The 26977-nt window shown below is 39.7% G+C and carries 22 protein-coding genes; 2 read left to right on the top strand and 20 right to left on the bottom strand.

The genetic code is table 11. From position 1 onward, the window contains the following. The first annotated feature begins 47 nt into the window (after positions 1–47). Entirely contained in the window at positions 48–677 is a 630-nt protein-coding gene (locus RM552_RS16055) for a hypothetical protein (protein ID WP_311369891.1), read from the top strand. A gap of 59 nt (positions 678–736) precedes the next feature. Here the strand turns inward: RM552_RS16055 and RM552_RS16050 are convergent, their stop codons facing one another. From RM552_RS16050 to RM552_RS16035, 4 genes are all read right to left on the bottom strand, one after another. Then, positions 737–1483 (bottom strand): response regulator transcription factor, encoded by a 747-nt coding sequence (locus tag RM552_RS16050; protein ID WP_311369890.1) that lies wholly within the window; start codon positions 1481–1483, stop codon positions 737–739. Further along, positions 1473–2999 carry a hypothetical protein gene (locus tag RM552_RS16045; RefSeq protein WP_311369889.1) on the bottom strand — a complete coding sequence of 509 codons (1527 nt, stop codon included), beginning with the start codon at positions 2997–2999 and terminating at the stop codon, positions 1473–1475. The genes RM552_RS16050 and RM552_RS16045 overlap by 11 nt, the downstream gene beginning before the upstream one ends. 439 nt (positions 3000–3438) lie before the next feature. Next, complete coding sequence (locus RM552_RS16040; RefSeq protein WP_311369888.1) at positions 3439–5100, bottom strand: PAN/Apple domain-containing protein; 1662 nt, start codon at positions 5098–5100, stop codon at positions 3439–3441. Positions 5101–5216: 116 nt separating this feature from the next. Next, positions 5217–5849 (bottom strand): hypothetical protein, encoded by a 633-nt coding sequence (locus RM552_RS16035; protein WP_311369887.1) that lies wholly within the window; start codon positions 5847–5849, stop codon positions 5217–5219. Positions 5850–6145: 296 nt separating this feature from the next. Between RM552_RS16035 and RM552_RS16030 the strand changes: the two genes are divergently transcribed. Then, the gene (locus tag RM552_RS16030) at positions 6146–7894 is read left to right on the top strand and encodes an ATP-binding response regulator (RefSeq protein WP_311369886.1); all 1749 of its coding nucleotides are present in this window, start codon (positions 6146–6148) and stop codon (positions 7892–7894) included. A 43-nt stretch (positions 7895–7937) separates the two neighbouring features. Here RM552_RS16030 and RM552_RS16025 read toward each other — a convergent pair whose 3' ends face one another. The 16 genes from RM552_RS16025 to RM552_RS15950 form a co-directional block, all read right to left on the bottom strand. After that, positions 7938–8546 (bottom strand): LuxR C-terminal-related transcriptional regulator, encoded by a 609-nt coding sequence (locus RM552_RS16025; RefSeq protein ID WP_311369885.1) that lies wholly within the window; start codon positions 8544–8546, stop codon positions 7938–7940. Between the two features lie 153 nt (positions 8547–8699). Further along, positions 8700–10022, bottom strand: coding sequence for a sensor histidine kinase (locus RM552_RS16020; RefSeq protein WP_311369884.1), 1323 nt, complete (start codon positions 10020–10022; stop codon positions 8700–8702). Continuing rightward, on the bottom strand, positions 10019–11404 hold the full coding sequence (locus tag RM552_RS16015; RefSeq protein WP_311369883.1) for a sigma-54-dependent transcriptional regulator: 1386 nt from the start codon (positions 11402–11404) through the stop codon (positions 10019–10021). The genes RM552_RS16020 and RM552_RS16015 overlap by 4 nt, the downstream gene beginning before the upstream one ends. A gap of 63 nt (positions 11405–11467) precedes the next feature. Continuing rightward, a complete protein-coding gene (locus tag RM552_RS16010) occupies positions 11468–12664 on the bottom strand; it encodes an ABC transporter permease (protein WP_311369882.1) in 1197 nt (398 codons plus the stop codon). 1 nt (position 12665) lies between these two features. Beyond that, positions 12666–13916: an ABC transporter permease gene (locus tag RM552_RS16005; RefSeq protein WP_311369881.1), complete on the bottom strand. Its 1251-nt coding sequence runs from the start codon at positions 13914–13916 to the stop codon at positions 12666–12668. A 55-nt stretch (positions 13917–13971) separates the two neighbouring features. Beyond that, positions 13972–14634: an ABC transporter ATP-binding protein gene (locus RM552_RS16000; protein WP_311369880.1), complete on the bottom strand. Its 663-nt coding sequence runs from the start codon at positions 14632–14634 to the stop codon at positions 13972–13974. 13 nt (positions 14635–14647) lie between these two features. Beyond that, entirely contained in the window at positions 14648–15892 is a 1245-nt protein-coding gene (locus tag RM552_RS15995; RefSeq protein WP_311369879.1) for an efflux RND transporter periplasmic adaptor subunit, read from the bottom strand. A 225-nt stretch (positions 15893–16117) separates the two neighbouring features. After that, positions 16118–17527 (bottom strand): S41 family peptidase, encoded by a 1410-nt coding sequence (locus tag RM552_RS15990; protein WP_311369878.1) that lies wholly within the window; start codon positions 17525–17527, stop codon positions 16118–16120. A 181-nt stretch (positions 17528–17708) separates the two neighbouring features. Then, the gene (gene tal / locus RM552_RS15985; protein ID WP_311369877.1) at positions 17709–18665 is read right to left on the bottom strand and encodes a transaldolase; all 957 of its coding nucleotides are present in this window, start codon (positions 18663–18665) and stop codon (positions 17709–17711) included. A 63-nt stretch (positions 18666–18728) separates the two neighbouring features. Further along, positions 18729–20198, bottom strand: coding sequence for a decarboxylating NADP(+)-dependent phosphogluconate dehydrogenase (gnd, locus tag RM552_RS15980; RefSeq protein WP_311369876.1), 1470 nt, complete (start codon positions 20196–20198; stop codon positions 18729–18731). A gap of 181 nt (positions 20199–20379) precedes the next feature. Next, a complete protein-coding gene (locus RM552_RS15975) occupies positions 20380–21480 on the bottom strand; it encodes an alpha/beta hydrolase (protein WP_311369875.1) in 1101 nt (366 codons plus the stop codon). Between the two features lie 101 nt (positions 21481–21581). Continuing rightward, positions 21582–23516 carry a hypothetical protein gene (locus RM552_RS15970; RefSeq protein ID WP_311369874.1) on the bottom strand — a complete coding sequence of 645 codons (1935 nt, stop codon included), beginning with the start codon at positions 23514–23516 and terminating at the stop codon, positions 21582–21584. 12 nt (positions 23517–23528) lie between these two features. Continuing rightward, the gene (gene traF / locus RM552_RS15965) at positions 23529–24854 is read right to left on the bottom strand and encodes a conjugal transfer protein TraF (RefSeq protein ID WP_311369873.1); all 1326 of its coding nucleotides are present in this window, start codon (positions 24852–24854) and stop codon (positions 23529–23531) included. A 222-nt stretch (positions 24855–25076) separates the two neighbouring features. Beyond that, positions 25077–25712, bottom strand: coding sequence for a peroxiredoxin-like family protein (locus RM552_RS15960; protein WP_311369872.1), 636 nt, complete (start codon positions 25710–25712; stop codon positions 25077–25079). A gap of 139 nt (positions 25713–25851) precedes the next feature. Next, positions 25852–26565, bottom strand: coding sequence for a tRNA (guanosine(18)-2'-O)-methyltransferase TrmH (gene trmH / locus RM552_RS15955; protein WP_311369925.1), 714 nt, complete (start codon positions 26563–26565; stop codon positions 25852–25854). A gap of 18 nt (positions 26566–26583) precedes the next feature. After that, positions 26584–26970 (bottom strand): RidA family protein, encoded by a 387-nt coding sequence (locus RM552_RS15950; protein WP_311369871.1) that lies wholly within the window; start codon positions 26968–26970, stop codon positions 26584–26586. Between the last annotated feature and the right edge of the window lie 7 nt (positions 26971–26977).

Here is a 26977-nt window from a genome sequence, read left to right as displayed (position 1 = left end):
AAACGTTATATACCGAATTCGCGGTAGAACTATTTAAGGAGTTTTGGATGAACGTTTTTAAGCGTGTTGTTTTATTATGTACGATGGGTCTTTTAATAAATACTTTCTCAGTATCAGCGAGTGTTATTCTCACAGATTACTCAGGTGGAAGTACCTTTGGCATTTATTGGGGTGGTAGCACAGGTGATGTCGTGGGATATAAGTTTACTGCTAACGAAAACTTAACCGTTACATCTCTTGGAGTTACTGACGCAAGTGATCAGGTTCTGACCTCAGCACATTGGGTAGGTTTGTGGGAAGTTAGCTCGCAAAACTTATTAGCATCAATCCTTGTAGATAGTGGTGATACATTACTAAATGGCTTTCATTTTGCTGATTTATCTTCAAGCGTTTTTCTAAACTCAGGTTCAGACTACTTATTAGGAGCACTTTACGCAAATGACGACGGCGATTCCTATGTATCCAGCCCTTCATCAGTAACCGCAAACCACATAACTATTTTGAATGGTGTTTATGCTACTTCCGGTAGTTTAGGTTTAGTTTATCCGCAGGGTGATAGCAGCAACTTGGCAAGAATCGGTCCTAATATGATTGCGACGATTACCCAAGTTCCTGGACCGGAAACCCTTGGCTTGATAGGTCTGAGCATGCTGGCGATGCGTCGATTTAGAAAGTAGTCAATTTAATAAAACTATTACAGGGGAGCATACGCTCCCCTTTTTTCATTCTATTGGAGCTAGACTAACATATAGCCACGACCTCTTACTGTGCGAATACAATCAGCGTTTATACAGTCAGGAATTTTTCGCCGCAAATTACTAATATGTACATCAATACTTCGGTCATATTCTGCTAATGGACGTTTGAACACCCTTTGACTAATGTCTTCTTTAGAGACGGTACATCCCTTATTAATTATTAAAAATGCGAGTATGTCAAATTCAGTATCAGTTAAAGATAAGCGCCTGTCTTTGATGTGAATACATCGTTTATTTACATCTAAACTAAATTGCTTAACTGTAACAAGTGGATGTACGCCATAACCTTCTGTTTGCTGGTGACGTTTAATCCGTAGTTTTATGCGAGCAAGCAGTTCTCTTATTGAAAAAGGTGAATACACTACGTCATCTGCGCCCAATTCTAAGGCATAAATACAATCAAATTCATCGTTGTTCGTAAGTGTAAAAAGTATTGGAATATTGTACACATGACGAATTGCTTTCAATATTTCAAAACCATCTTCTTGAGGCAAAGTCGCACTTAGCAATATCATATCGAAGTGTTTTAAGCCCAAACAGCGCATACCCTCGGTTGATGAATTAACAACCTTAGTTTTGTAAGAAGTTTGGGCTAAACAAGATATAGCTTGTGCATTACCCGTATATTCATTTCCAATAATCAATATTTTATAGCCAGCCGCCTTGTTGAGACGGCTATGTGCATGACTATTATTTACTTTTAATGGATTTAAATTATTCATCATTACTAGTTGTTTTTTGAGACTCAACCCTAACGGCGTAGCCGCTGGCACTTGACTCAGACTCTTCCAACAAAAGGAAGAGATCATCACTTTCTTGGTCTAGCACAAGGGTCGATTCGTGCAATATAATATCGTTATTGTCGATTTCAGTGACCACAAATAATTGGTAAGTATTATTTAACAAGACCATATTGCTTGACGTGCCCTGAAGTAGACTTCTGGTGTTTTCAGCAGTATCAATTATTTCGTCAGATTTCACAAAATAGAAAGTAACTCTTGAAAACGTGTCGGTATTTAACAAATTGAGCATGGTAACTTGTTTATCGTAAAACCTTGATAAATTGCTGTTTTCTACAGTAAGGGTGCTAACGATTGGCCTGATTTCATCAATGATACCATCGTCGTTTTCATCAACGTCACCGTCACCATCATCATCAACGGCTTCGTCTGTCCAATATAAGAAAACAGTGCGGTCAGCATTTTGTGGTGCGCTAATTAGCCGGTTTTGCAGCATGACCTCGTCGGTATTGTTATTAAACACGCTTAAGCGATAATCACTGCTTTCTAGCTCAAAGGCATCTGAAAATTCGCTATAAGATAAGTCTGCGGTACTTGGAACCGTTGTTTTTCCATCTATGCTTAGGTTCACACTAGCCATGTAGGAAGGTAATAAGTCGTTTGAATTTAAACCATTATAAATAGTCAAATTGGCTAACGATTCCAGTGCCTCATAAGACGTAATTTGACCACTGGTAATATTATCTACCACAAACTCTGAGCCTCCTACACCTTGGTTCTCTCGCAAGGCCAACAAATACTGAACACCTGTGACAAAGCTAATGTCTTCTGATGAAAATAACACCTCTGATTGACCCGACTGCGTAATGTAAACCTTATACTGATCTTGCTCTCGCTTGAGTTTTTCGGTCATAAGGTCTGCTTGTGCACTCACAAGCAATTCTGCTTCATTAAAGGTTTCGTCTTCAAGCGAAAGGTAAATATCTACATCTACGATGCTCTGATGCAAGTTGATAACTCTTAATGTAAATAAATCATCATCTTGGTCATCTGAAAGCTCATCTTCATCTAATTCTGGAATGCTATATATATTAACGGTAGGGCTTTGCACCGACCCTGTCATGATCACCCACTGGGTTTCGTCTTCGCTTATGTCAATTTGGGATTCATATACAATCTCAAGATCGGTTCTAGCAGAACTGTCTTCATCTTGCCACGCCAGCTCTAAATAATAGCTTTGTGTTTCTAGTTCAGTTCGAGTGCCGGCACTAGCATAGCTTACACCCGAAAGCGTGCGTTCAATTTCGTCGTCGGCATCACTATCAATATCTTCATCTATAGTCATGAAAATTGCCGGTGAATCGGCAGAAGCATTATAAAATTTGATATAACCAGTTGCATCTTCGTCATCGCTACTACCTGAACATGCGATCAAACTGAGCAGCAGCACTGAAACAAATATAGGCTTCCATAAATGGGCCTGTTTTTGAGCTAAAAACATTTTTTCTCCAAGAATAATATAGTGTTTTGCCCAAAATGCTCAGCGCTAAACTTTTTGGACAGGCAAGTTAATTTAAAAACCACATATTGAATAAATTTCTTATGATTTATGCAGAGTAAGTTCATAAAAATAGAATTTAGTTCGGAATCTTTACATAGCTTTACAATTGAGGAAGAAATCTAAATTATCTCGAAGAGACATATTAGAGGGCTTTTCATAGATAGAATTTAGTGCCGATTGTGTAAATTATGATTTTGCAGAAAACATTACCGCACGTACGAATTATAGATAAATCCATAGAAGCGATGAGTTTTTTGGGAAGTGACGACGCAACATTTTATGCATAAGCTGATGACATAAAAACCCGTAGTACATTGCAGCTTAGCTATCATGCAACAATGGCTACGGGTTTTCTGGTGATTTAACTCACTTAGCTAATTTATTTTTCTAACTGGTAGTAGTCGTAAGTGCCATCGTTAGGTTTTTCAATCCCGCTTTTGGTGCTCAAATAACACGTTTGCGTTTTATTTCCATAATCGAACGATTTACATGAAAACGACTTCTCTTGTTTGCACTTCGACATACACTGATATCGAGTTAGATTAGAGAGGACTCTATCATTATAGCCAGTAATAGAATGGTTTTTAAAATGCCTGAATTCATTGGTGAAATAAACTTTAGGGTCAACCTTATTCACCTTATCTGCAGCCTCTTTAGCAAATGGAAGTTTTGCAAAAATGCCTTGGTCCGCAACATCCTTCTTCCTAGAAGCTAGCATCATATCATCACCACATGTGTTTACTTTTGTAATGGTAAATGGAGTGCCTCTACTAAGATACCGCTCGCCGTTTTCGTCAATTAGATATGGCCCTCCTGTAATATGATATTCAGGCATGCTCTTGCATCGAAAAGGCCATTCATATCCGGCATATTGTCCGTAAAGTTCAACATTTGTACCTAATGCAAATAATTTCCCAAGCTCTTTTTTTGTAAAGTCTTTGACCAACGTCTTCAGCAATTTCTTTGCCTGTTTTTTGGCAAATTTCTTAGCCGCCTCTTTAGCGATGATTTTTGCACTGGTTTTAGCTGCTGTTTTTGCTGTTGCGCTAGAGCCTCCAGTGAAAACAGCAAGCGCAATATCACCAACTAATTCAACAACTGGCAAAGCACAATCTTCAAAATCATCTTTTGGGTCAACTCCGTCTGGTTGAACTTGCATCTCTAAGGTAAACCATACAGCTCCTGTGTCTACTTTTAACAAGCCATCTTTTTCATCGCTTCGCGCTGGCACAATACCATGATGTAAACAGCTATATTGGTCAAGAGAGTACGCTACCGGCCAAGGCGTTTTGTTTACAAAATAAAAGCCGGGGCTTTTTTCTCTTTTAGTATCAGTCACATCTGCAAATTCCTCTTTAGAAAAAACTCTGTAAGATCCGCCATAGCTAGAAATTTGAAATTCAGAATAACTTGTTGTGGAATCATAAGGCACCACCTTAGTATTTTCGCCATACTTAGAACTACCGTGAAGCTTGCTAGAGATAGATGTCACTAAACATGCGCCGCGCGATTTAGCATGCCAAGTTTCTCCGGGAGCAACAGAGTAACTGTCGTCAGAGCATCCAAAAGGCCCATACTCTATGGTGCCACTAGCACGATACTCACTTTCATTTTTTATTTTGACATAGGGGTAAGCTAACAAACTACCCGTGCTGATTATTTTATGACTGGCGCTATAGACTGTGCATTTATTGCTGTATATTTGCATGTAATTTCCACCTTGGATTTGGGCGTGCACACCAAAATCGAGACTGCATATTATCTGGTTAGCTTTATTTTTAACTAAAATTCCGTTTGTACGATTCCACTGCAGGCTTTTGCTGCGTTCACCATGAGCAATAGTCTCGCACTGCCCACCAGCAGCAACTTTGCCGAGTACACCAACACCTTTACAGGCTTTTACTGTCTCGCCAGTGTGGTTATAGATGCGTGCAGCTTCACTCTTGCCTGAAACACTCAGCAAAAGTACTGCACACAATAATCCGAGGGCAATCAGTTTATGCTTACCATATTGATTATTATTAATAAATTTTTCTGTCATGATCTTTCCTTTTGCTTAAATGATTTGAATTGTTTTTGTAACTTTCAACTTAAAAAATACTCAAAGAGAGCTCTAAAAAATTTTGCGTATATTGGTTTGGGATAAAATATAAGTATTTAGCTTCCATCAGAATCGTCTTCGTAGTCGTCAGCCGAGTCATCTTCAGAATCATCTTCAGAATCATCTTCATAGCCGTCTTCAGAGTTATCTGAATCATCTTCTGAGCTGTTATTACTTGCTGGGTTGAGTTCATTGTTTTGAACGGGCGATTGGCCTACAGAGCCATTACCAAAATTGGTATTGTTGAGGTTTATGATGGATTGTAAGCTTGCCTTAAATACTTCGAGTTTGGTGTCGTCCGACAAATTAGCATTCGAAATAAACTCGCAAGTTCGATAAAAAATCTCGCGCGTAATAAGCACATTCACTGAGCGACCGCCTAAACTACTTTCACCAACACTTTCAGTGGCGCCTTCGTCTTCGCTTCCTGCCGCACCTTGCGAAACAGATGCATTTTCAGATAAAGATTCGCTCACTGTCGCATCTGGCTGAGGCTCAGCACAATACACGGATTCTGATGATTTTTTTCTTAGCAAAATAGCGCGCATTCCAGCTGTTGTGCCATAAATTTCAATATCACTATTTGCGGATTGTTGATGATGCAAGCCCTCGGGGTTTATTGAGCACCCTGAGAGAATCAATACGGATAAAAAAGCTAGTAAATACCCCTGTCGTGATAATGTAATCATATTCAATTTCCTAACCAACTATTCTTTACTGAGAATACAGAGACTAAAAGTAAGTGAAATCGAAAAAAGTAGATATACCACAAGGGTCTGGGTTGAATACAGACATAGGTCTGGGTTTGTTATAAACCTAGTGATAATAAAATGACGATATGAGAGTATCTCGCACGATAATTCGTATTGTATGTGTTCAACACACCCACCTTTATCAAAAGTTCCTCATTTGTTTAGTGAAAATAGCTATGAAATAGCGAGCTGGGCATGCAGTTCAAATATTACTAACAAAAGAAGGGTATATTTTGGAAGAAGCAATAGACGACAATATGCGTGAACAAATTCACGCAGAACAAATTAAGTTAATGCATAGTTCAATCCCAGTGCTTTTATTTATTAATTTGATCATTGGCATGGCAATATCCTACGGCTTTTCAGATATTGTGCCCTTTTATACCATTGTTTTATGTTTAGGCCTTTTGGTAACAATGGTCTTGGTTAGAGCATTGTTTTTTTTGCATTACAAAAACAAATTTAGGTCGCAAAACTTAAGACCATTTAAGCTATCGATTATTGTAGGGAGTGCATTTGCAGGAGCAATTTGGGGCACCATTGGCATTTTGTACTTTCCTCTCGAAAACCAAACTTATCAGTTTTTTCTCTTGATGAGTCTGTTTGCAATGACAGGTGGCTCGGCATTTACTTATAGTCTTTATTTACCCGGCTATTTTGCTTATGTGCCCTCTATATTGCTACCTATTACCATCCAGTTTTTCTTGTTTGGGGATAAGCTACACAATACTTTAGGCATTGTTTCTGCGGTATTTTTAATTGTACTGACCGCTTTCAATATCAAAATAAACAAAAATTTCAAAACAAGCTTAGGCTTGCGATTTGAAAACAATTTGCTCGTTGAACAGCTTAAAGAACAAAAAGAAGAAGCGGAACGTGCTGACAAAGCAAAGTCTAAATTTCTTGCGGCTGCGAGTCATGATTTACGTCAACCACTTTATTCTCTAAGTTTATTTACATCGGTATTGGATGAGTCAGCAAAAGATCCTAAAACACGAAAAATAGTCGACCAAATCAACTTGTCGGTAGATGCTTTAAAAAGTTTATTTGATGCATTGTTAGACATTTCTAAATTAGATGCTGGCGCTGTGGAAGCAAAACCAATCATCTTTCCAGTACAAGCAATGTTTGACAAATTAGCCAACGCTTTTGATTTACAAGCTGCAGAAAAAAACCTTTTCATCAAATGGCCAATAAGTACTTACAGCGTCAAAAGTGAACCTGACCTATTAGAACAAATACTACGAAATTATTTGGAAAATGCCATTCGATACACAGATTCGGGAGAAATTACGGTTAAATGCGTTGTGAAAGATGATAATTTGACAATAAGTATCAGTGATACTGGCATCGGAATTCCACCAGAAGAATTACAAGATATATACATTGAGTTTCATCAATTAAACAACACACATAGAGATAGGAAAAAGGGATTAGGTCTTGGCCTGGCGATTGTTGACCGAACGGCTAAATTACTCGGACATACAATAGATGTAGAATCCGAAGTGGGCATTGGTTCGACCTTCTCTATTAATATTCAACACATTAAGAGTAATTCTGACAGTCAGAAACCCGCGCTAAACATGTCGGTAAATAGTGAAGCAGAATCCTCTTTGTTAATTGCAATAGTCGATGACGAAGAAAGTATTCGAGAAGGCATGTCGCAACTACTGAAAATTTGGAACTGTGGAGTGATTGTCGCCGCTTCAGGTGAAGAGTTATTTGCGCAGCTTGAGTTAGTTAAACGAAAACCTGATATGCTAATAACTGATTTTCGTTTAGCCAATGAAATGACTGGAGCAGATGTCATCACCATGCTAAACACAAAATTCGATGAGTCCATTCCTGTGTTAATTATCACCGGTGATACAGACCAAAAACGTTTGGAAAAAATGAACACCGGAAAATGGCAGGTGCTACATAAACCTGTGCCTGCCGCCAAACTTCGAGCATTTATACGCAGTATTCAAAGCAATGTATAGCGACGTACAGCAACGTATAGCCACAAATAGCGTATATCTTGAATTAGGAGAAGATTCCCTGCTCTTTTGCTAACAATGCCGCTTGAGTTCTATTGCTTACTCCTAACTTTTTAAAGATAGCAGTAACATGCATTTTGATAGTAGCCTCAGCAATTTCCATATTAGCTGCAATTACTTTGTTCGACTGGCCCTCAACAATTAGCGTCAGTACCTGGAGTTGTCGAGAAGTGAAAAATGGTTTGGATTCATCTGACACAATTTGCGGAAAATAAAGTCCACCAGACATAACTATCCCTAAAATATTTATCATTAGCTTGCTAGTGGTATCTTTGGGTACATAAGCCATAGCGCCCAAATCCATCGCTTGTTGAATATCTTGCTTACGATTAGATGCTGACACAACAACTATAGGAATTGTTGAATGATATGTGCGGCAGTATTCCAAAACCACAAACCCCAATTGCCCAGGCATATTAAGGTCAACTAGTACCAAATCTATATCGGGATTTTCTTTCAGAACAGGAATTGAAGCTTCGCTAGTGTTCGCTTCATAAATAAGAAGCTCGTCATTTGGGGCATCAACTAAGGCGACAAGCACATGCTTAAGGCCATCTCTAAATAATGCGTGGTCATCTACTACCAATATTTTCATCAACTAATACAACTCTATTCGCTTTAATGAAGGTACAACACATACATAAACATCCATATGCCTTACTGTCAAACATTTAGCACTAAAGTAAGAAAAGCTTATCGGTTTTGTTTGCAGTAGATTTAGCTTGTTTGTTCACTCATTTGATAATGTTTAGGTGCTTTCTGAGTCCAATATCCACCACCTAAAAACAGCCCCTTCTCCGTCTTCTCGATTACGTAATTCGTGCTTAATATTATGTAAACGTAATATCTCTCTAACCAACATTAAACCTACCCCTTGACCAAATTCTTTAGAGCTAAAAAAGGGCGTAAAAAGCTTTCGCTCTATCTCAGGGTTAATACCACTGCCGCTATCTTCAACGCTCAACATAAGGTGTTCATTATCTTGTTTTAATACAATCCTAATAAGCCCCCCCGATTGGATGGCTTCCATTGCATTTTTAATAATATTGACCAGTGCCTGTTCAATTAAATTGGCGTCAGCATTGATGCTTTGTGTTTGCGCAACATCGAGGGTTATTTGGATGTTTCTTGTTTCACATTCGGCATAAAAGAGCGTAACAAGGTCTGTTAGCATTTTTGATAAATCGAATGATGTTTTAATAGGGTTTTCAAGCTTAACAACGCTTGCATAACCTTGCATGAATTTATTTAAACTATTGCTACGATTAACCACAATATTGATGACATTTTCAAATTCCGCACTCGCTTCATTAGTTAGCATACTTCTATAGTGTAAACTGCTTTGTAACAAAGAATTGGTGATAGCAATAGTATTGTTAACTTCGTGAGACATTAGCCTGATAAGCTTTTCATAGGCCATTCTTTGTGACTCAACGATATCGCCGGTTAACTCATTAATCATATAAAACGAGCGTTTAAAGCCTCTGTCGCGTATTTCATAATGCGCGATTTTAAGTTGACGCCCTTGCTCAGCATCCACTAATTGATGGGTATCTACATCAATGCCAGTCAAATATTTGCATTGGGTATGTTGTAGCTGTTGCAGTTTTTTACCCACAACCCTGTCTTGAGATATGCCTAAGAGTTTTTCACAAGCTGGGTTGATTTCGCTTAACTGTCTTTCATAATCTAGTAAAATAACACCTATCGGTGACTCGTCCATCAATTTTTGAAATACACCTTTTTGCTCACCTATTGCTAGCCTTTCTTTGTGCAGCTTGTTTAACATAAAGTTGAACTGACTAATTAGGGCATCTATTTCTACTTGCTTGGTTTCACTAAAGCGCTGAGTAAAATCTTTCTCATATAACAATTTCGAAAACGTATCTACATATTCCAAGGGTTTGAGCGCTTGATTAATCAGGAAGTAAAAAACAACCATACTAAGAATAAGCGTTGCTTCAATCAAAATAAGATATAAGCCAAGCGCGTCCCTAAATATAAAGGCAACCACCATAATGGTGATATGCAATAACACGGTGGTAAAAAATAGTTTCTGTTTTATTGTCATACAGAAATATCATGCTTTTCTATTCGCCTATACAGAGCAGCGCGGCTTAATCCAAGTGCTTCTGCGACTCTTGATAGATTACTCTTGTGCGCCTTAATCGCTTTTATCACCATCATTTTTTCCATTTGATCTAAAGTTAAACCGCTCACATTAAGGTCGGCGTCGGAATCATTAGGTTCTACGGCCAGATTTCGAGGGTTAAAAGAGTCCACCGTAAGCACAGGTTCATTTGTTATTAAGGCGGCACGCTCAACAGTTTGCCGTAGTTGTCTGACATTACCCGGCCATTCTTGTTGGCTTAACCATTGCAATGCGCTCTCATCAAGGCGACTATCTTCAATATTATACAGTTTGGCGACTTTTCGAAGATGCAACGCGGCAATACGAGCAATGTCACCTCGGCGCCGGCGAAGTGGTGGGATATTAAGCACAATCAGATTAATACGATACAATAAGTCTTCACGAAAACTTCCATCGGCGACCATATCGTTTAAATCTCGGTTGGTGGCCGAAATTACCCTAACATTGGCTTTTTTTGTGAGTGACGAGCCAACTGACTGATAGCTTTGGTCTTGCAACACTCGTAGTAATTTAACTTGAGAACTAGGGTCTAAATCGCCAATTTCATCTAAAAATATGCTGCCATTTGTGGCGAGTTCAAAACGACCTTTACGGTCTTGCTTTGCATCGGTAAACGCGCCTTTTGTATGTCCAAACATCTCGCTTTCAAACAAGCTAGTCGACATGCCGCCCAAATTCACCTTCACAAAAGCTTCCTTTGCCCGCGCTGAGTTTTTATGAATTGCGTTGGCAATAAGCTCTTTACCGGTGCCACTTTCTCCCAAAATCAACACTGAAGCGTCGGTAGCTGCAACTCGGGCTACCATGGTCAACACTTCTATCATAGCAGGGTCATCCCCTACAATATCCGAAAAATCATATTTTTCATCTAGAGTATGGCGTGTATCTGTACTCACAGCTTTATTTTGATGAATAGCTAGGCAAGTGGTGATCGTGCGCAGCAGTTGTTGGTTATCCCAAGGCTTAGTTACAAAGTCTGCAGCGCCCTGTTTTATGCCTTCGACGGCAAGTTTGATTGAACCCCAAGCGGTCATCAAAATAACCGGTAAACCGGGATGGCGCTGTTTAATTTGTGCTAACAACAACATACCTTCTTCGCCCGAGGTATTGCGAGAAAAATTCATATCTTGAACAACTAAGCTGACGCTCTGATTTTCTAAAACTGATAGCGCGTCTTCTTGATTACTAACACTTAGCACTTTAAAGCCATGCTGCTTTAATAGTATAGCGATAGACGCATTAACCGATGGGTCGTCATCAACCAGCAAAATTTGAAAGTCATTGGGTATTATTTGAGTCATTTTAGCTTTCCCCTCGCAAGAACTTGCAAAGTGGCTTTAAGTGTAGCAGTTAAGACTGTGAACTTATTCATAATGCAATGCTTCTGATGGTGAATACCCGGTCGCAACTTTGCCTGGATAAAACGCACATAATGCCGATAAGGATACCATAAACACTAGTGCTGCAATAAAACTTAACCAAAACAAAGACCAATCCAACTCTTGGAAAACGCCCAGAACGGGAAGTTGTACCAAGCCTATAAAAGCAATTAGCACCCCGATAAGCGTCACAATAATTAACTCCGACATAATTTGACGATGAATGCCTGAAGCGCTTGCACCTAAAGCTCGGCGTAAGCCAATCTCATGTGTTCGAGTGCTTACGTTTTGCCACAACACGCCAAATAAGCCCATTGCCACCATTAGAATTAAAAACGCAGCAATCACACCAAAAATAGCTAAGGGAGTCGTTGTTTGCCTAAGCTGACTATCACGGCTATTGGCCCATGAGGTAAACGAATAACTATACTCTGGTGCAAGGCCTCTCAGCATAGTGAGCAATCGTTGTTCAAATACTTCATCAACATTCGGATTTAAGCTAATCTCAATGCCTAAATTACGTTTATTTTGTTCAGCATCGACTCGAAAAAACACATAAGGCGACTGCGGGACTAACTCACCAAATTGTCGAAAATCATCGAATACGCCTACCACTATTTGTTCAGTTTGTTCTCTGTCTATCTCGTCTGGGTCGATTTTGACAATGTTTTTGCCCAAAACATCTCCATTTGGATAAAATTTCTCAACAAATGTCTTATTTACCAGCACAGCGTCATAATTTTGGTTGCTGTCTTGTGGGCCAAACCAACGTCCTTCAAGGAGCGTCATATCGAAATTGTTGGCCGCACGGTCATCAAAGAAATTCATATAGTAAAATACAAACTTATCGTCGACTTGAAATGAGCGCGTGGACGTCCAGTTTCTAAAAGTTGCATTACTAAGCAAACTCAAATTATCCACTTCGGGTAGTTGCTCAACGGCAGCGACTATTTGTTGGAATGTTTCGCCATCTGTAGATCCATCCCAAGCGCCACTCTTCATCACTTGTAAGCGCCACATATTGTCGTACTCAAAACCTAAGGGTATTTGCATTAGGTTATAATTGCGAATAGACAAAACCGCGACCGCAAAAATAACCACAAAAGCTATAGCTACCTCAGCAATAATAAGTCCATTGGCGCGCTTTCTATTCCATATCATTTTAATTAAGTGCATATACATACTAATTATTTCCTTTAAGTGCAGCAATGGGGTGCAGTCGCGACATTCTATAGGCAGGATAGACGCCCGACACCAGACCAAATATAAAAATCAGCACAAGCCCGATCAGTAACACACGTAGATTGAAGCTGAAATGAGCATGCGGAATAAGGCCTTTTACGTCGATAAGATAAAGTGCAAAAACACTGAGTAAAATTCCAATAATACCGCCTACCAAGGTCAACAGAATCGACTCTACGATAAACTGCATGAGCAATTGTAGTTTTGTTGCACCAAAGGCTCGTCTAACGCCAATTTCGGAGCTTCGCTCCATCATTCGACTAACATTAAGATTAATCATATTAATACTGGGTAAGAGCATAAACGCGACGGTTAGGCCTATCATCAGTGATATGACCAGACCTGTATGGGTTTCGTGGCTTTTGTCGTCAGCAATCAATTCGCGAGAAAGCTGCTCAAGCTTGCTATAAGCACCAGCAATGGCAATCGAAAAGCCACTTGATTTGTCTAGTTGCACATCATTTTCTAACAAATTAACAAATTCGGTGTTAACGTCTTTTATGATGTCTGGGTTTGAATGGTATAAAAGTGTAACCCAGTCTCCAGTGGTTTCTTGTTGATATGCAGTCGATGCATTGGTCGTGTAGGGCAGCCACACATCGGCTAATGCTGTTGCTTCCACTATAGGGACATTTTCGACTACACCAATAATTGTAAATACCTGATTTTCGATGTTAATTTGTTGATCTATAGCCGACTTATCAGCAAACAAAGCAAGTTGTGTGCGTTTATTAATAACTGCGACTTTATCGCCTGCTTCAAACTCATCAATTGAATAAGCACGACCTTGAATAAAGTCAAAATCAAGAATTCTCCAAAAATTGCTATCGGTCTTTTTAATCAATAACTCTCGTTTAAGTCCTTCATGAAATATGGCGCGGGTCCGCGTTCCTGAATTAATTGAAATAAGCTCAGGGGTTTGTAATCTAAAGACGTTATCTTTAATAAATTTGTAACCCAGACGCCCAACAGAGGTTAAGTTTTCTTCATCGTTAGTCACTAATAGGCGATTTATGGTTCGAAAATTATCAACGTTTTTCTCTGGGCCAGCGGGGTAAAAATAGTTATCGGCAATAGTGCTCGTTACTACCAACACCATTAAGGTAATACTAATGCCAAATAAGTTGATAAAGGTAAAAAACTTTCGCCTTAAAAACACTTTCCATGCGGTAATTATGTAGTTGCTTAACATCTTATTTTTCCTTTTTTGTCGCATTGTGCCGTAATGTATCGCGAACAACTTGGCATTAAATTAGCTGCCCATCAAAAACTCTAATAGTTCGCTGGGTGCGTTTTGCCATTTCTTCGTCGTGAGTCACCATCACTATGGTTGTATTGTCTTGCTGATGAAGCGATTCGAGTAAAGACATGATTTCGCTGCCCATATGGCTGTCGAGATTACCTGTAGGTTCATCCGCGAGAAGGATTTCGGGTTTGCCGACTATTGCACGTGCAATAGCCACTCGTTGTTGTTGGCCACCCGATAACTGTGTTGGATAATGGTGGATTCTGGCCGAAAGGCCTACTTTTTCAAGTGCAGTAATAGCAAGTGCCTTACGTTCTTTGGCTGACATTTTTCGGTACAACAAGGGCAATTCAACATTGTCTAACACTTTTAAATCATGAATTAAGTGAAAGCTTTGAAATATAAAACCTATTTTTTGACTACGTAAACCGGTGATTTGTTTGTCTTTGTATGAGGTAATGGGCGTTTCATCAATCGATACTTCGCCGCTGCTAGGTTGATCTAGCAGTCCCATAATATTCAATAATGTGCTTTTCCCGCAGCCCGAAGGGCCCATTACCGAAACAAACTCTCCCTTGTTTACATGTAAGTTGATGTCAGATAAGGCAATGGTTTCAATACGATCTGTTTGAAACGATTTACTGATGTTTTGAAGTGATAACATGATTTTTCCTTTTTTAATTAACAGCAAATTCACTTAAATGCGCGAAGTCAGACATATCTGAAATAATAACTTCGTCGTTTTCATTCAAACCTTGTCGAATTTCGTGAAGTTTTGTGCTGCTGTGGCCAATTTCGATTTGTGTGCGATAAGCAATGTTGTCTCTTATCACAAATACATTGTGAATACCTCGTCCAGGCACATAAGGCCCTTTGCTGAGCGCTAAACCGCCTTCTACTTTATTGGTAATTAACCCTACATCCACTCGCAGATTATTTTTCAGCGTAGGGGTATTTGGTGTATCAAGCACAACCGAAAGCTTCATTACGCCATTTTCAATGGTGGGCGTTTGTTGAACAAGCCTACCCATAATCACTTGATCTTGATACCGTATTGTCGCGCGCATATTTGGTAACAGTTGAGAAGCGTAAAAGTCTGAAAGTGTCGCTTCGATTTTGTACTGTGAGTCATCGATAATCTTTGCAAGTGCTTGGCCTGCTAAAACGTTGCTGCCATCTTCTTGATTGAGCCAGCTTATGCTACCGTTAAGACTAGCCCTAACAACTGCGGCTTTTTTTAAGCGAAGCTGCTCGTCAAGCGCTTTTAGTAATATATTTTTTTCTAGTTGAAGAGTATCAACCTGTGCTTGACTACTTAATTTAACATCAAGTTTAGCCTGTTTCAGCTGACGTATTTCGATAAGGGTGCGTTTAACATTAAGCTGAGCCTCTAGCAGGTCTTGACTTGAAAATGCCCCTACCTTACTTAGCTTTACTAGCTTTTGTTTGCGGGTTTCTCTGCTTTCTAAATCGACAGTAAGTAGCTCTAATTGGCTGTTGAGTTCATTTAAAGCTTTATTACTAATGACTTTTTGCGAGTTAATTTGACTATCTTTTAGCGCTATTTTTTCTTGTATGTTGTCTATTTCAAGTCGTACTTTTTGTGTGTCAAGTTCTAACAGTACATCACCTTTTTGTACTTTTTGGCCAGGCTCCGCATTGATTTGCTTTACTTGGCTTGAAATTTCACTGGTCATGGTTTCTTCAATGAGTGGCACAACTAGTCCACCTGCGTTGATTGTTACAGTTAAGTCTTGGGTAGACACAATTGCTGTACGAAGCATTGAACGCTTTACTGATGGCGTAAAAAACCAATTAACACTATAGGCAAATAAAACAATCGATAATACGGCAAATGATACTTTTAACCATATGCTCAGCATTCTTTTGTTGCGTACTTGGTTTGATAAAGGGCGATCCATGATAGTGTTAATTACTTACTTGTCTATAAAAGATATTGATAGGTATTACACGATCCATGCCAAGTCTATAAAAAGAATTAAACTCAATAAATACAATAATATAGCTTTAAGAAAATGTTAAATGTAAAAACTAAACTGTTCACTAATGAGCACTCGTTTTTAGGAAGTGTTCATTAGTGAACACTATTGTGCTTTTTATGGGCTCGTGTGATTACTTTGGTATGACTACTGCGATAACAATGTTACTGCATGATCTATCCATTTATATTCTGGCAAAGTTGAATCCATAAAATAATCTGGTTGGATGCCACTATCGTCTATACGCATTAATGGATAACGAAGACTTCTTGATTGCCCGTACAAAAGTTCAAATAAGCCAGATGGAGAAGTTTGTAAATTTAGATTAGATATATCTATTGCACCTCCAGTTGGCCTTCCAAGTAATTTAACCTTTGTACTTTGTTTTGCTGCTAGCACAAATTGTTCGCTCGTACTGCCTGTAAACCTATTAATCAGTATGATTATATTTTGGGGGTTTTGGAAAATTTCTGCTTGTTTGTAAATTGAAAATGGCTCGTCATTCAAGCGAATGAATTTGCCTTCATTTCCTATCATACGTTTTAGCGCGTTTTCATAAATTGCCTTATCATTTGGTATTGTTTCTGAATACTCTTTGATTAGTTTTTGACTAGTTTTAGTTGAAAGCCATTCCACACTGACGGACCTAATAGGGTGTGTGTATAAGTACGGCAATAGTTCTTTATAACTTCTGTCCGCACCGCCGCCGTTGTTTCGTATATCGATAATAAGATTAGGTGAGCTTTTAAGAATACTCTCATTTTTTTGTAGAACACTGTCTATTTTTGCTTTTTCACTTGGATAAAAGAAAGGAATATTCAAATACATAGTGCTTTCATTTACCCTTTCTATGAAAGGGTCTTTGCGCTCTAAAGCTCTGAAATGCAAGGTTGTCGTTATAGGCGTTTCTTGTTTTGGGTTTTCTCTCTTAAAATCTATGTACTCCATTATCAGATAATTATTTCCTACTACTTCTGCTTTAGAGAGAGCAATAGGTGATTTGTCACCCATATAATAGGTTACCGAACTATCTGAATTTATAACAAATTTAATGTCCTTTGGTTGATAGTTTTTGTTTTTACTGGAAATAATAAAGCCGTAATATTTGTCACCTTTCTTTTTAACACCAATTCGATACGTAGCATCAGTCCATATATCAAGGAAACCCTCATTAATAGCGGTTTTTCGACTTGCCAGATAATCATCTATGTCGACATCCACAGATCCCGGGCTTTTGTATTCAACTTTCACATCTTCTTGTTCAGTGGCTTTGCCTAAATATCGTATTCTTATATGGCCTTTTCTAAAAAAGTGTAACCAATCTCTGAGGTTTGCTTCGCAGTCTGGGGCTGAAGTGCTATCAGAAATGCGTTTTTCCAATAACTGATTATGCAATTGATAAGCATCTTTTCCCTTTCTGTCGATAGTCTGCTGAAAACCAGCATCATTTGTTTCGAAGGTGTTTTTTAACCACTCAAACTCTTTAACACAATCAAAAGTTTGGGCTTTCGATAAAAAGCTCACTAAAAGAATAAAGAAGAATGCGAAGATTTTCATGGTAGTTAGCGCTTATTGCTTTTGGAATCTCTCTCGACATTACCATTTTAGACTCAACTTGCCAAACATCCTCAACAACAGAACTGTAAACAGTAGCATCCAAGTAGAGTTTTTCGTAAAGATCAAAAAAGCACTTTTGCCTTAACAGCAGAAGTGCTTTTAATATTCCGATTAGTAGTAGCTAAGCTAGTTTACTTTTCAGCATAAGCTCTAACTTATCTTGGTCAATCGCAAAATTACGGATGCCCTCGGCCAGCTTTTCAACCGCCATTGGATCTTGTGCATGCTCCCATCTAAACTGAGCTTCCTTCATTGCCGCAGGAGCAGCTTGAATATCGCCAGTATAGTTAAGTTTGCGTGGCACATCTTCGCTTGATGATTCAAGCTCTTCAAGTAAGCCCGGGCCTATAGTTAAACGGTCACACCCAGCAAGTTCTAAAATTTCGTCAACGTTGCGGAAGCTTGCTCCCATCACTACTGTGTTGTACCCATGTTGTTTGTAGTAATTATAAATACTCGTTACCGATACTACACCTGGGTCTTCAGCTGGCGCATAACTATCTTTGCCTTCGGCTTTTTTATACCAATCTAATATACGGCCAACAAAAGGTGAAATTAGGTAAACACTTGCTTCTGCACAAGCCTTAGCCTGGGCAAAACTAAACAACAAGGTTAAGTTGCAATTAATACCTTCTTTTTCCAGTTCTGCTGCCGCTTGAATACCTTCCCAAGTTGATGCTAATTTGATCAAAACACGGTCATTACTAATCCCTGCGTCGTTATATAACTTAATCAATTTGCGCGCTTTATCCAACGAAGCTTGTTTGTCGTAAGACAAACGAGCATCAACTTCTGTTGAAATTCGCCCGGGGACAATTTTCAGAATCTCTAATCCAATAATAACTGCAAGCTTATCACCTGCGTCTATCACTTGTTGCTCAATATCATTTGATTGGGTTTTGGCCCATGCAACGGCTTCGTCAATGTATGCTGCATACTCAGGGATTTCTGACGCTTTAAGCAACAAACTAGGGTTTGTGGTCGCATCTTGAGGAGAGAACTTTTTGATATCTGTAATGTTACCAGTATCGGCAACCACTGTGGTTAAACTACGTAATTGTTCAAGTTGTGTTGTCATGCTAATCCAAATATGTAAGTCAAAAATCTAAATCGTTTTTTAGGCCGGTATTTAGGTCGATAGTTATACGTCGTAGGTTGTCGACGCAGTATCACCACCTCTACCGGTCCAATTTGTGTGGAAAAACTCGCCTCTGGGTTTATCAACACGCTCGTAGGTATGTGCTCCAAAATAGTCACGCTGTGCTTGCAGAAGGTTAGCTGGCAAACGCGCGGTCCTAAAGCCATCAAAATAGGTGAGCGCAGAACTTAAACAAGGTACCGCAATGCCGTTGCTTACCGCCGTTACGATTACTTTTCTCCAACCCGGTTGTGAAGATTCTACAGTCTCTTTAAAATACGGGGTCAGTAGTAAATTTTGTAAATCAGGTTCGTTGTCGTAGGCTTCTTTGATTTTACCTAAAAATGCTGAGCGAATAATACAGCCACCGCGCCACATTAGCGCAATTCCACCATAGTTAAGCTCCCAATCGAATTCTTGCGCTGCTTCTTGCATTAGCATGTAACCTTGCGCATACGATACGATTTTGGCTGCTAGCACCGCTTGGCGTAGATCCTCTATAAATTCAGCTTTGTCACCGTCAAATTGAATTTCTGGTCCAGTAACGACTTTTGATGCTGCAACGCGCTGTTCTTTTTTCGCTGAAATACAGCGAGCAAAAACCGAATCTGCAATGAGAGTCAAAGGAATACCAAGATCTAAAGCGGTAACACCGGTCCACTTGCCAGTGCCTTTTTGACCTGCAGTATCGAGGATTGATTCAACCAATGGTTCGCCGTTTTCGTCACGATAAGCAAAAATATCTTTAGTAATATCAATTAAGTAGCTGTCGAGCTCGGTGGTATTCCAGTGAGCAAATACTTTCTGAATTTCGTCGGTACTCAAGCCCAATACCACTTTCATTAATTGATACGCTTCGCATATTAGCTGCATGTCGCCATATTCAATGCCGTTATGGACCATTTTCACAAAATGTCCTGCTCCGGCATCGCCTACCCAATCACAACAAGGCACAACTTCGTCACCATTTTCATCGGCCACTTTAGCTGAAATTGATTGAAAAATATCTTTTACAAATGGCCATGCATCTTTTGACCCACCAGGCATAATAGACGGGCCTTTCAATGCGCCCTCCTCACCACCTGAAACACCTGTACCGATGTACAAGAGACCTTTGCTCTCTAGATATTCGGTGCGTCTGTTAGAATCGGGAAAGTGTGTATTGCCGCCATCAATAATAATATCGCCTGGAGACAAAAAGGGAATGAGCTGTTCAATGAAATCGTCTACAACCTGCCCGGCTTTTACCATCAGCATGACTTTACGCGGACTGGCCAATGAGTCGACTAAGTTTTGAATACTGTCAGCACCGCGGATATTTTTACCTTTAGCTCGCCCCTCGATAAACTTTTCAACTTTTGAATAGCTTCGATTATAAGCAGTGACGGTAAACCCCTTCGATTCCATGTTAAGAATCAGGTTTTCACCCATTACAGCTAAGCCAACTAAACCAATATCCGACTTGTCTTTCATTCACAATCCTTAAATTTAGGTAGTAAAACAGTAATCAGCTCAAAAATAAGCCTGCTGCTTAATAAGCACTTTAGGTCTTATTATTAAATTTTTTGTCACCAATGACCATAACTTAATCAACAATTTGTTCAAGAAATGCTTGATACTGATTTGCTATAACATAAGCTGTTGGCGATTCGCTTTACAATTTAAAATAATTATCGGCGCTAAAATAATTTAAACGTTTTTCGACTCGATTACCGTTGAATAAGTCATTGAACAAAGCCTTTAAACTGGTGTTTTCCTCTACTGCTTCGCCCTTATAGTAGCTATGTTCACAACCAACACCGTCACAATCACTTACATCAATATATACTGCTCGATCACTATTTAGGGCTTTTAGGTAATGACCCAAGCGTGCACGCTGTTGTTTGCCAGGTTTAACCCGCGACGCTTTTAATGCAGCATCATCTTCGTTTATGACCACGTGAATACGATTTCTTACATCAATAGTATCGAGCCAACTGGCATGATTCTGATTATTAGTGTCTGCTGCGACTAAATTGATATTGTCGAAGACCAAATTGGAAGTGGCATTATCGCTTGTCATTAGGGAATGTTTGAGCAAATAATTGCCCATACTATGACACAACAAATTGATTTTAACCTTACAGGCTTTGTCGACTAATTCGCTGTACAAGGCCGCTGCAGCCATAGGATTGTCTCTATCTGCATATTTTTCGTTTACTTTGTTTTGTATATCAGCGAGGTTAGATTCGGCTAGTAGACTGTGGAAAAAATGTACCTTTTCAACAAAACGGTTAAATGCACCCGAAGAAGCTCGCGCATCGGCCTTATCACTCAAATATGAAGCAGTACCAGAAACGACCCCTCCACCATTGGCAGGCCAAGTAAAAGGAACAACAATTAAATTGTATAATTTTTCAAGCTGTTCTGCCGCGGTTAACACGTCGTCTACATCGTTATTGTAACCATGCACAAAAAACAAAATAGACTTGTTTTCCTTTTTTGCTTGAGCAAATAGCTGACAAGCTACAGCTAATGAACCATGCCACTCTGCACCGGTATCTATTGTTAAATAGTGTGTTCTAGCAAGCTTTTTGACCTCAGCCGGTTCAAGCTTATCAGCGACCGGTTTTACCTGCCACTCACTGTCATTGTCGGTTTCTTTTTTAACAACTTCTACGAGTCTAAGTTCATTCGGTCCCTGCGGGCTGGGTGTGTCACCAAAAATTTTTATTGTATTGCCGTCACGTATGACTCGATTAGTCACTAAAAACATAAACAACTCCTTCTGCAAACGAAACATTCATGTCGTATATAAACATAGAATATTTTCGCGAGCAAATAGGAGTTATTTGATTGCGGTATACCTTAGCTGCTTTACTGAATACGAAGCTCTAATATTGCTCTGCAATCCTCATCACTTTGCGGAACGGTATCCGCGCTGAGCAAGCCATAGCTTTGATTAACGGATGCATCATCTGAATGCCAAGTCGCGGTATCTTCATTGAGAGTAAAACCAAACTTTCCGTACATCTCGTTTGGTATTCTTGGCAAGCTGGGTATTTGCTGGTCGCTTGGAATATCTGAACCTAAGGTTTCGCCCAACACCTTCATTTGTATTGTGAAGCCTTCTGCTACTAGCGACAGTCTATTTTGTGACGCACCGCCGATAATAGACCAAGAACCATCAAAACGCTTTCCAGAAATATTGTCACTAGGGTTTGATTCGTTTTGATAAGCGATACACATGATCAGTTGACCAGCGCTGTCACTTTCTTCACCGTCAAAAAACATCACAGCTTGACCTTGCTCATTACCATCTTGAAAACCTGACAGACTTAATAAGTTGCCTGTCCAAAAACTAGAATCATCTGCTGTTTCTACTTCGGCTAATTGAGTGAGGGTGACTTGGTTTTCTTCTGACGCTAAGGCCTCTTCGTTTTGTTCGGCTAATACCAATAAATCTTGTGTTAAGGAATTTAAGTCAAAGCTTAGAGTGAGCACTGTTTCATCATCACGCTCATCCACAAAATCTTGCGTTGCTTGTGCTAATATCTCGGTGATACGATTATCAGGGTCAGCCATGAAGGTAGCTAAGCGATTAATGCCTAGGGCGTTTTGAGTGCTGGCAAAGGCAATCGCTTCGGTCAATGTTGGTAAAGTCACCGTTTGATTAAGCGTTAATAAATCTGTAGATAAATCCGAATCATTTTGTATATCATTAAAATGATTTAGAGCAGTATCACCGATGCTTGCCAGTAAGTCTGACAGTTCTGAATTTTCAGATACCATGCTGATTCTCGACTGCACAGCACTAGACAAAAAGTCGCTTTGCCCTAATATATTAAGCAAATTTGCAACTGCTGATGTCAATGCTTGTTCAGCATTTAAGTTAGCGACCACTGAATGCGTTTTACCGGAAGAAGCTTGTCTATCAGCACTTGTTGAAGACCCTGAGGCTAAACTTTCTGCTAACCCTTTGTAGGCAGAGTCTGCGGTGCTAATCGGTAAACCATCTTGGCCCATATCCAGAAACTCAGTTGCCTTGTCAAGATTGACACTCAAGGTGTCGACAATACGGCTAATCATAACCGAGGCAGCAAACAAGTCTGCTGACACCGCTCTATTTAACGATTCTTCTTTAATACCAGCAATGTAGTCGATACTAAGTACTTCATTTACCGGCATGTCAGCTTGGATATCAAAACCCGCGCCGAGTAGAACAGACACAAGGTCCGAACCTGCTGGTAGGTAAGAATTCAAACTAGATAAAGGCGAAAGTTTTATCATAGCGTCATCAATATCTGCTTGCCAAGCGCTTGCGTTACCTATTGGCCTAGCACCAAGTGCTTCGAGCGCGCTCAGGTTAGCCTGCGCATTTTCAAGCATAATATTTGCGCTAAGCACAGAACGAAATGCTTCACCCGACAACAGCTCAATACCTTTTGCTGCTTTTAATGTGACTTCGCCTGTTTGTGTTCCTGTTTGTAAACAATAACGCTGTTCACTCTGTTCATTTGAAGCACAATAATTAATGCCAGTGTTTGGGTTATAGCTTATATAACCTTCATTATCAGTAAATGCAAAAGGTTCAAAGCCATCGGGTGTGCCGTTTTGGCGTAAATCGACCCATACTAGGGCATTCGCTACATAGCCATTCATTGCCAACCCAGTAATTGTCACTCTATTGTCAACTGGTACTAAGGGGGCATCTTGTTCTTCGGTAGCATCGCCGCACCCTAGTAACAAAGCTACTGTGGCTGTGCATATGATTGGTTTCATGAGGTACTTTAAATGAGGTAATGTATTCATTCTTATTGCTCCTTAAAACTTGGTTTGAATTGAAAAGCTAAAGAATGCTGAACGCGGTGCGTTGCTGTCGTCAATTTCGACCGACTCATCACTCCATCTTACGTCTAGATCAGCATGTTTGAGGAAGGTAACGCCAACGCTATAATAACTGAGTTCGGTACCTGCTAAATTTTTGCTATAACCCAAGCGGAATTCAGGAATAAGCCAGTTATTAAAATCTGCTGTGGCACTCACACTAGCCCATTGATATAAATCACCAATAGGGTCGTTTTTTTCATTTAAATCTATTGAAGAATGAAAGCCAAACCGAGTGCCCTCACCCATCCAAGCGGAGGCCTCAAGGGTTGCTTGCGCGTTAGCTATAAAGGTTTCATTTGCCGCTATTCTGCCTCTGGCAATCGCATCCTGAGCGACAAAACAATTATCTAATGAAATACCACTTAAGTTAGAACAGGTAGAAGCTAATGAGCCATAGTCATATTCTGGCTCGTTTATATCAGAAATGCTTAAACCTACATTGGCATTGTTGCTGACAAACAGCAGACCAACATCTATTGCTATATTTGTGTTTGATAGTGCGTTGTTTTCGTAATCGTCTTGTATCGCATCGCCTATATCTTCACCATCTTCTAACCCGGCAAGTGAAATGATGTTTTTCGCTAATTCATATTGATTCACATTGGCATTAATCCCAGCATGTAAACCTAGGTTTTCGGTTTCCCACAATAAATGGCTATAACCTACGGACAATGTAACCAATCCTGCGCTTTTCACATAAACTGCTGACGCAGTATTAATTTTGAATGTATCATTGAACGCAATAATTTCTATGTCGTCAGCAAGCACGGTTGTGCGCATAGAGCCGCTAACCGAAGCGTTAAAAGTGATGGTGCCCCAAGAAGTACTTCTATAGAAAAATGGTAATAATGGAATACCTGCCTGCCCAGCTAGTTTGATTCGACCATCTTGTTCTGCATTGGCCAAAAAAGGTTCAAACCGGTCCTTTGCGTCTAAGGCTTCTTCCGCAGATAAATCGTCTTGCTCTAGAATGTCGATCAACTCATCAAGTTCGTCGATTAAGGAATCAATTTCGCCTACTTCGTAACCACCTCCTATCGGTGGCAGAATATTAACGCTAAACCCTTCCTCTGAGCCAAGTCTATAACTTGGTGCTGCAGGGTTGCGTAACAGAGAGTTTAGGTCAGAAGAATTTGACACCGCACCGCGCGTCACACCACTTCCGGTTGATTGGAATACGCTTTGAGCTGAAACGTTTGCACTAACTAATGCTAATCCAAGCATGCCAGCAACTAATTTGTTGGGGTAAATGTGATTCAATTTGAGTCCAAAGCATGTTGTTAATGTCTTGATATTAACAAGCAAGTTTGAGCAATCGGTATCACACAATCTCTATGCGTATGAAAAGAAACACCTATACAAAAACAGTGTCTGGCAGACACGGTACTGGGAGTAATTACTTAAGAAAAATTTCGCAAACCTTTTAAGGATAGTAGTTGATGCTAGACTGCCACTTAAAGCGACAGTCCGTTTTACATTTTTTTATTCAATGGGCTTCACAAGCTTAGCCGCGCTCAACACTAGTTCTGCAGAAGGCCTTACCCGAAAGTTAGGATTCACATAACTGAAAACGACTTGTCCTTCTGTATTTGTGATGAATATTGCCGGCGCAGGCAAGACGGCTCTATTATTACTGTCGGAAGTTAGTTCGACATTCATTCTGTCTTTATAAAGGGCTCTGGTATCATTAGGCACATAAAAGCCTACTCCAAAACCTTTTATTGCTTCAAGTTTTTCGTCAGAAATGAGTTGAGCTGCAAATTCTGTTTCTAATTTTTGCTCATTTAATTTATCAACACTTTCCGGTGATATAGCTAAAATTTGATAGCCCTCATTGACTAAGTCTTGCTCGATATCTTTTAACTCAGCAAGTTGGCGCGAACAGTATGGGCACCATCCACCACGATAAAAAACAATGACACTTGGCTTTTGCATTATTAAGGCATGCAAACTTACCGGCGAACCGTCATCTAATTTTACCGTGGCTTTTGGCACCATTGAACCGTTTAATAGGGGCGTTACGTCTTCTGCTTTGTCTCTAATCTGAGTGCGGTCAACTGCGAGTAGGTTGAAAGACATCATAATTAATATCAATGCTGCTGAGACTGTTTTTTTCATTGGTTTACCTTAATAAGTACCCTGTAAATGCAGATGCCAGATTTGACCGTTTTGCTTCTTCAAACTTCAAAAACAGAATCAAAAAATAGCGTGTAACACACGTGACCAGAATACTGATAAAAAAATTTCAATTCTTTCGTTAATCTTGAGTGTTATATTTGAGTGCATCCCACCATTGTTGAGTCGCATCAATTTCACCATGCTCATTAATGTGTGGAAAACTGAGGTTTTTTGCTACACACATTTCAAACAGAACGGGGAATCCTCGCTGAAAAAGAACGCGTTGTATATCTGCTTCTGACACCCTTTGCTTGTGTCTAGCGCGATTGTTGACATCATAAAAGCCCTTCTGTTGTCTTTGTCGCTGTGCTTCATACAAAACAACAGCGGTTGCAACAGAAACATTGAGTGACTGGGTCATACCACACATAGGGATCACGATTGACTTATCGGCTAAAGCAATCGCTTCTTGGGTTGCACCAGTCAATTCCTGCCCAAGAATTATTGCTGTCGGAAGCGTATAATCGATTTCTCTATAGTCGACTGCACTTTCATCTAAGTGCGTGACTAAAACTTGCATATTTTGTTTTTTTAAGGCGCTAACAGCACCTGAAATCGAATGATGTTTGTTCACTCCGACCCAATTGTTGCTTCCTGCAGCGGTATGATCTCTCAAGCGTTCGTCGTAATCATCTTCCCAAACTGTGTGTATTTCATGCACGCCAACCGCATCGGCAGTGCGGATTACCGCCGAAACATTGTGTGGTTTATGCACCTGCTCCAATAACAAAGTAAGATCAGGTTGTCGTTTGGATAAGACATGCCTTATACGGGCATAACGCTCAGCCGACATTGCTTGAGTAGCAGACATTTATTCAGGCAAAACCATAACAGCATCAATTTCAATTTGCGCAGCTTTTGGCAAAGCACTTACCTGCACTGCCGCTCTTGCTGGATAGGGTTCTGTAAAATATTGCGCCATTATTTCGTTAACACTCGCAAATTTTCCTAGGTCAGTTAAAAATATATTAACTTTGACTAAGTTTGAGGTGCTACCACCTGCAGCTTCAACGACTGCGCTTATATTTTTAAACACCTGATGTGCTTGCTCTTCAAATGATTCCGATACCATATTCATGGTGTCAGGAATTAACGGAATTTGCCCAGATAAATAGACGGTATTTCCCGCTTTTACTGCTTGGCTATATGTACCGATTGCTGCAGGCGCTTTATTTGTTTGAATAATGGATTTTGACATGGTTTTT

The sequence above is a fragment of the Glaciecola petra genome, assembly GCF_031846345.1.
Lineage (GTDB): Bacteria > Pseudomonadota > Gammaproteobacteria > Enterobacterales > Alteromonadaceae > Glaciecola > Glaciecola petra.
Note: the sequence above shows the minus strand (reverse complement) of the source record. Positions and strands in the feature narration are given on the sequence as shown.

Excerpts from the sequence above, each read along its gene's own strand:
- RM552_RS16055 (WP_311369891.1), top strand. The coding sequence starts at position 48 with ATGAACGTTTTTAAGCGTGTTGTTTTATTATGTACGATGGGTCTTTTA.
- RM552_RS16050 (WP_311369890.1), bottom strand. The coding sequence starts at position 1,483 with ATGATGAATAATTTAAATCCATTAAAAGTAAATAATAGTCATGCACAT.
- RM552_RS16045 (WP_311369889.1), bottom strand. The coding sequence starts at position 2,999 with ATGTTTTTAGCTCAAAAACAGGCCCATTTATGGAAGCCTATATTTGTT.
- RM552_RS16040 (WP_311369888.1), bottom strand. The coding sequence starts at position 5,100 with ATGACAGAAAAATTTATTAATAATAATCAATATGGTAAGCATAAACTG.
- RM552_RS16035 (WP_311369887.1), bottom strand. The coding sequence starts at position 5,849 with ATGATTACATTATCACGACAGGGGTATTTACTAGCTTTTTTATCCGTA.
- RM552_RS16025 (WP_311369885.1), bottom strand. The coding sequence starts at position 8,546 with ATGAAAATATTGGTAGTAGATGACCACGCATTATTTAGAGATGGCCTT.
- RM552_RS16020 (WP_311369884.1), bottom strand. The coding sequence starts at position 10,022 with ATGACAATAAAACAGAAACTATTTTTTACCACCGTGTTATTGCATATC.
- RM552_RS16015 (WP_311369883.1), bottom strand. The coding sequence starts at position 11,404 with ATGACTCAAATAATACCCAATGACTTTCAAATTTTGCTGGTTGATGAC.
- RM552_RS16010 (WP_311369882.1), bottom strand. The coding sequence starts at position 12,664 with ATGTATATGCACTTAATTAAAATGATATGGAATAGAAAGCGCGCCAAT.
- RM552_RS16005 (WP_311369881.1), bottom strand. The coding sequence starts at position 13,916 with ATGTTAAGCAACTACATAATTACCGCATGGAAAGTGTTTTTAAGGCGA.
- RM552_RS16000 (WP_311369880.1), bottom strand. The coding sequence starts at position 14,634 with ATGTTATCACTTCAAAACATCAGTAAATCGTTTCAAACAGATCGTATT.
- RM552_RS15995 (WP_311369879.1), bottom strand. The coding sequence starts at position 15,892 with ATGGATCGCCCTTTATCAAACCAAGTACGCAACAAAAGAATGCTGAGC.
- RM552_RS15990 (WP_311369878.1), bottom strand. The coding sequence starts at position 17,527 with ATGAAAATCTTCGCATTCTTCTTTATTCTTTTAGTGAGCTTTTTATCG.
- tal (WP_311369877.1), bottom strand. The coding sequence starts at position 18,665 with ATGACAACACAACTTGAACAATTACGTAGTTTAACCACAGTGGTTGCC.
- gnd (WP_311369876.1), bottom strand. The coding sequence starts at position 20,198 with ATGAAAGACAAGTCGGATATTGGTTTAGTTGGCTTAGCTGTAATGGGT.
- RM552_RS15975 (WP_311369875.1), bottom strand. The coding sequence starts at position 21,480 with ATGTTTTTAGTGACTAATCGAGTCATACGTGACGGCAATACAATAAAA.
- RM552_RS15970 (WP_311369874.1), bottom strand. The coding sequence starts at position 23,516 with ATGAATACATTACCTCATTTAAAGTACCTCATGAAACCAATCATATGC.
- RM552_RS15960 (WP_311369872.1), bottom strand. The coding sequence starts at position 25,712 with ATGAAAAAAACAGTCTCAGCAGCATTGATATTAATTATGATGTCTTTC.
- trmH (WP_311369925.1), bottom strand. The coding sequence starts at position 26,565 with ATGTCGGCTGAGCGTTATGCCCGTATAAGGCATGTCTTATCCAAACGA.
- RM552_RS15950 (WP_311369871.1), bottom strand. The coding sequence starts at position 26,970 with ATGTCAAAATCCATTATTCAAACAAATAAAGCGCCTGCAGCAATCGGT.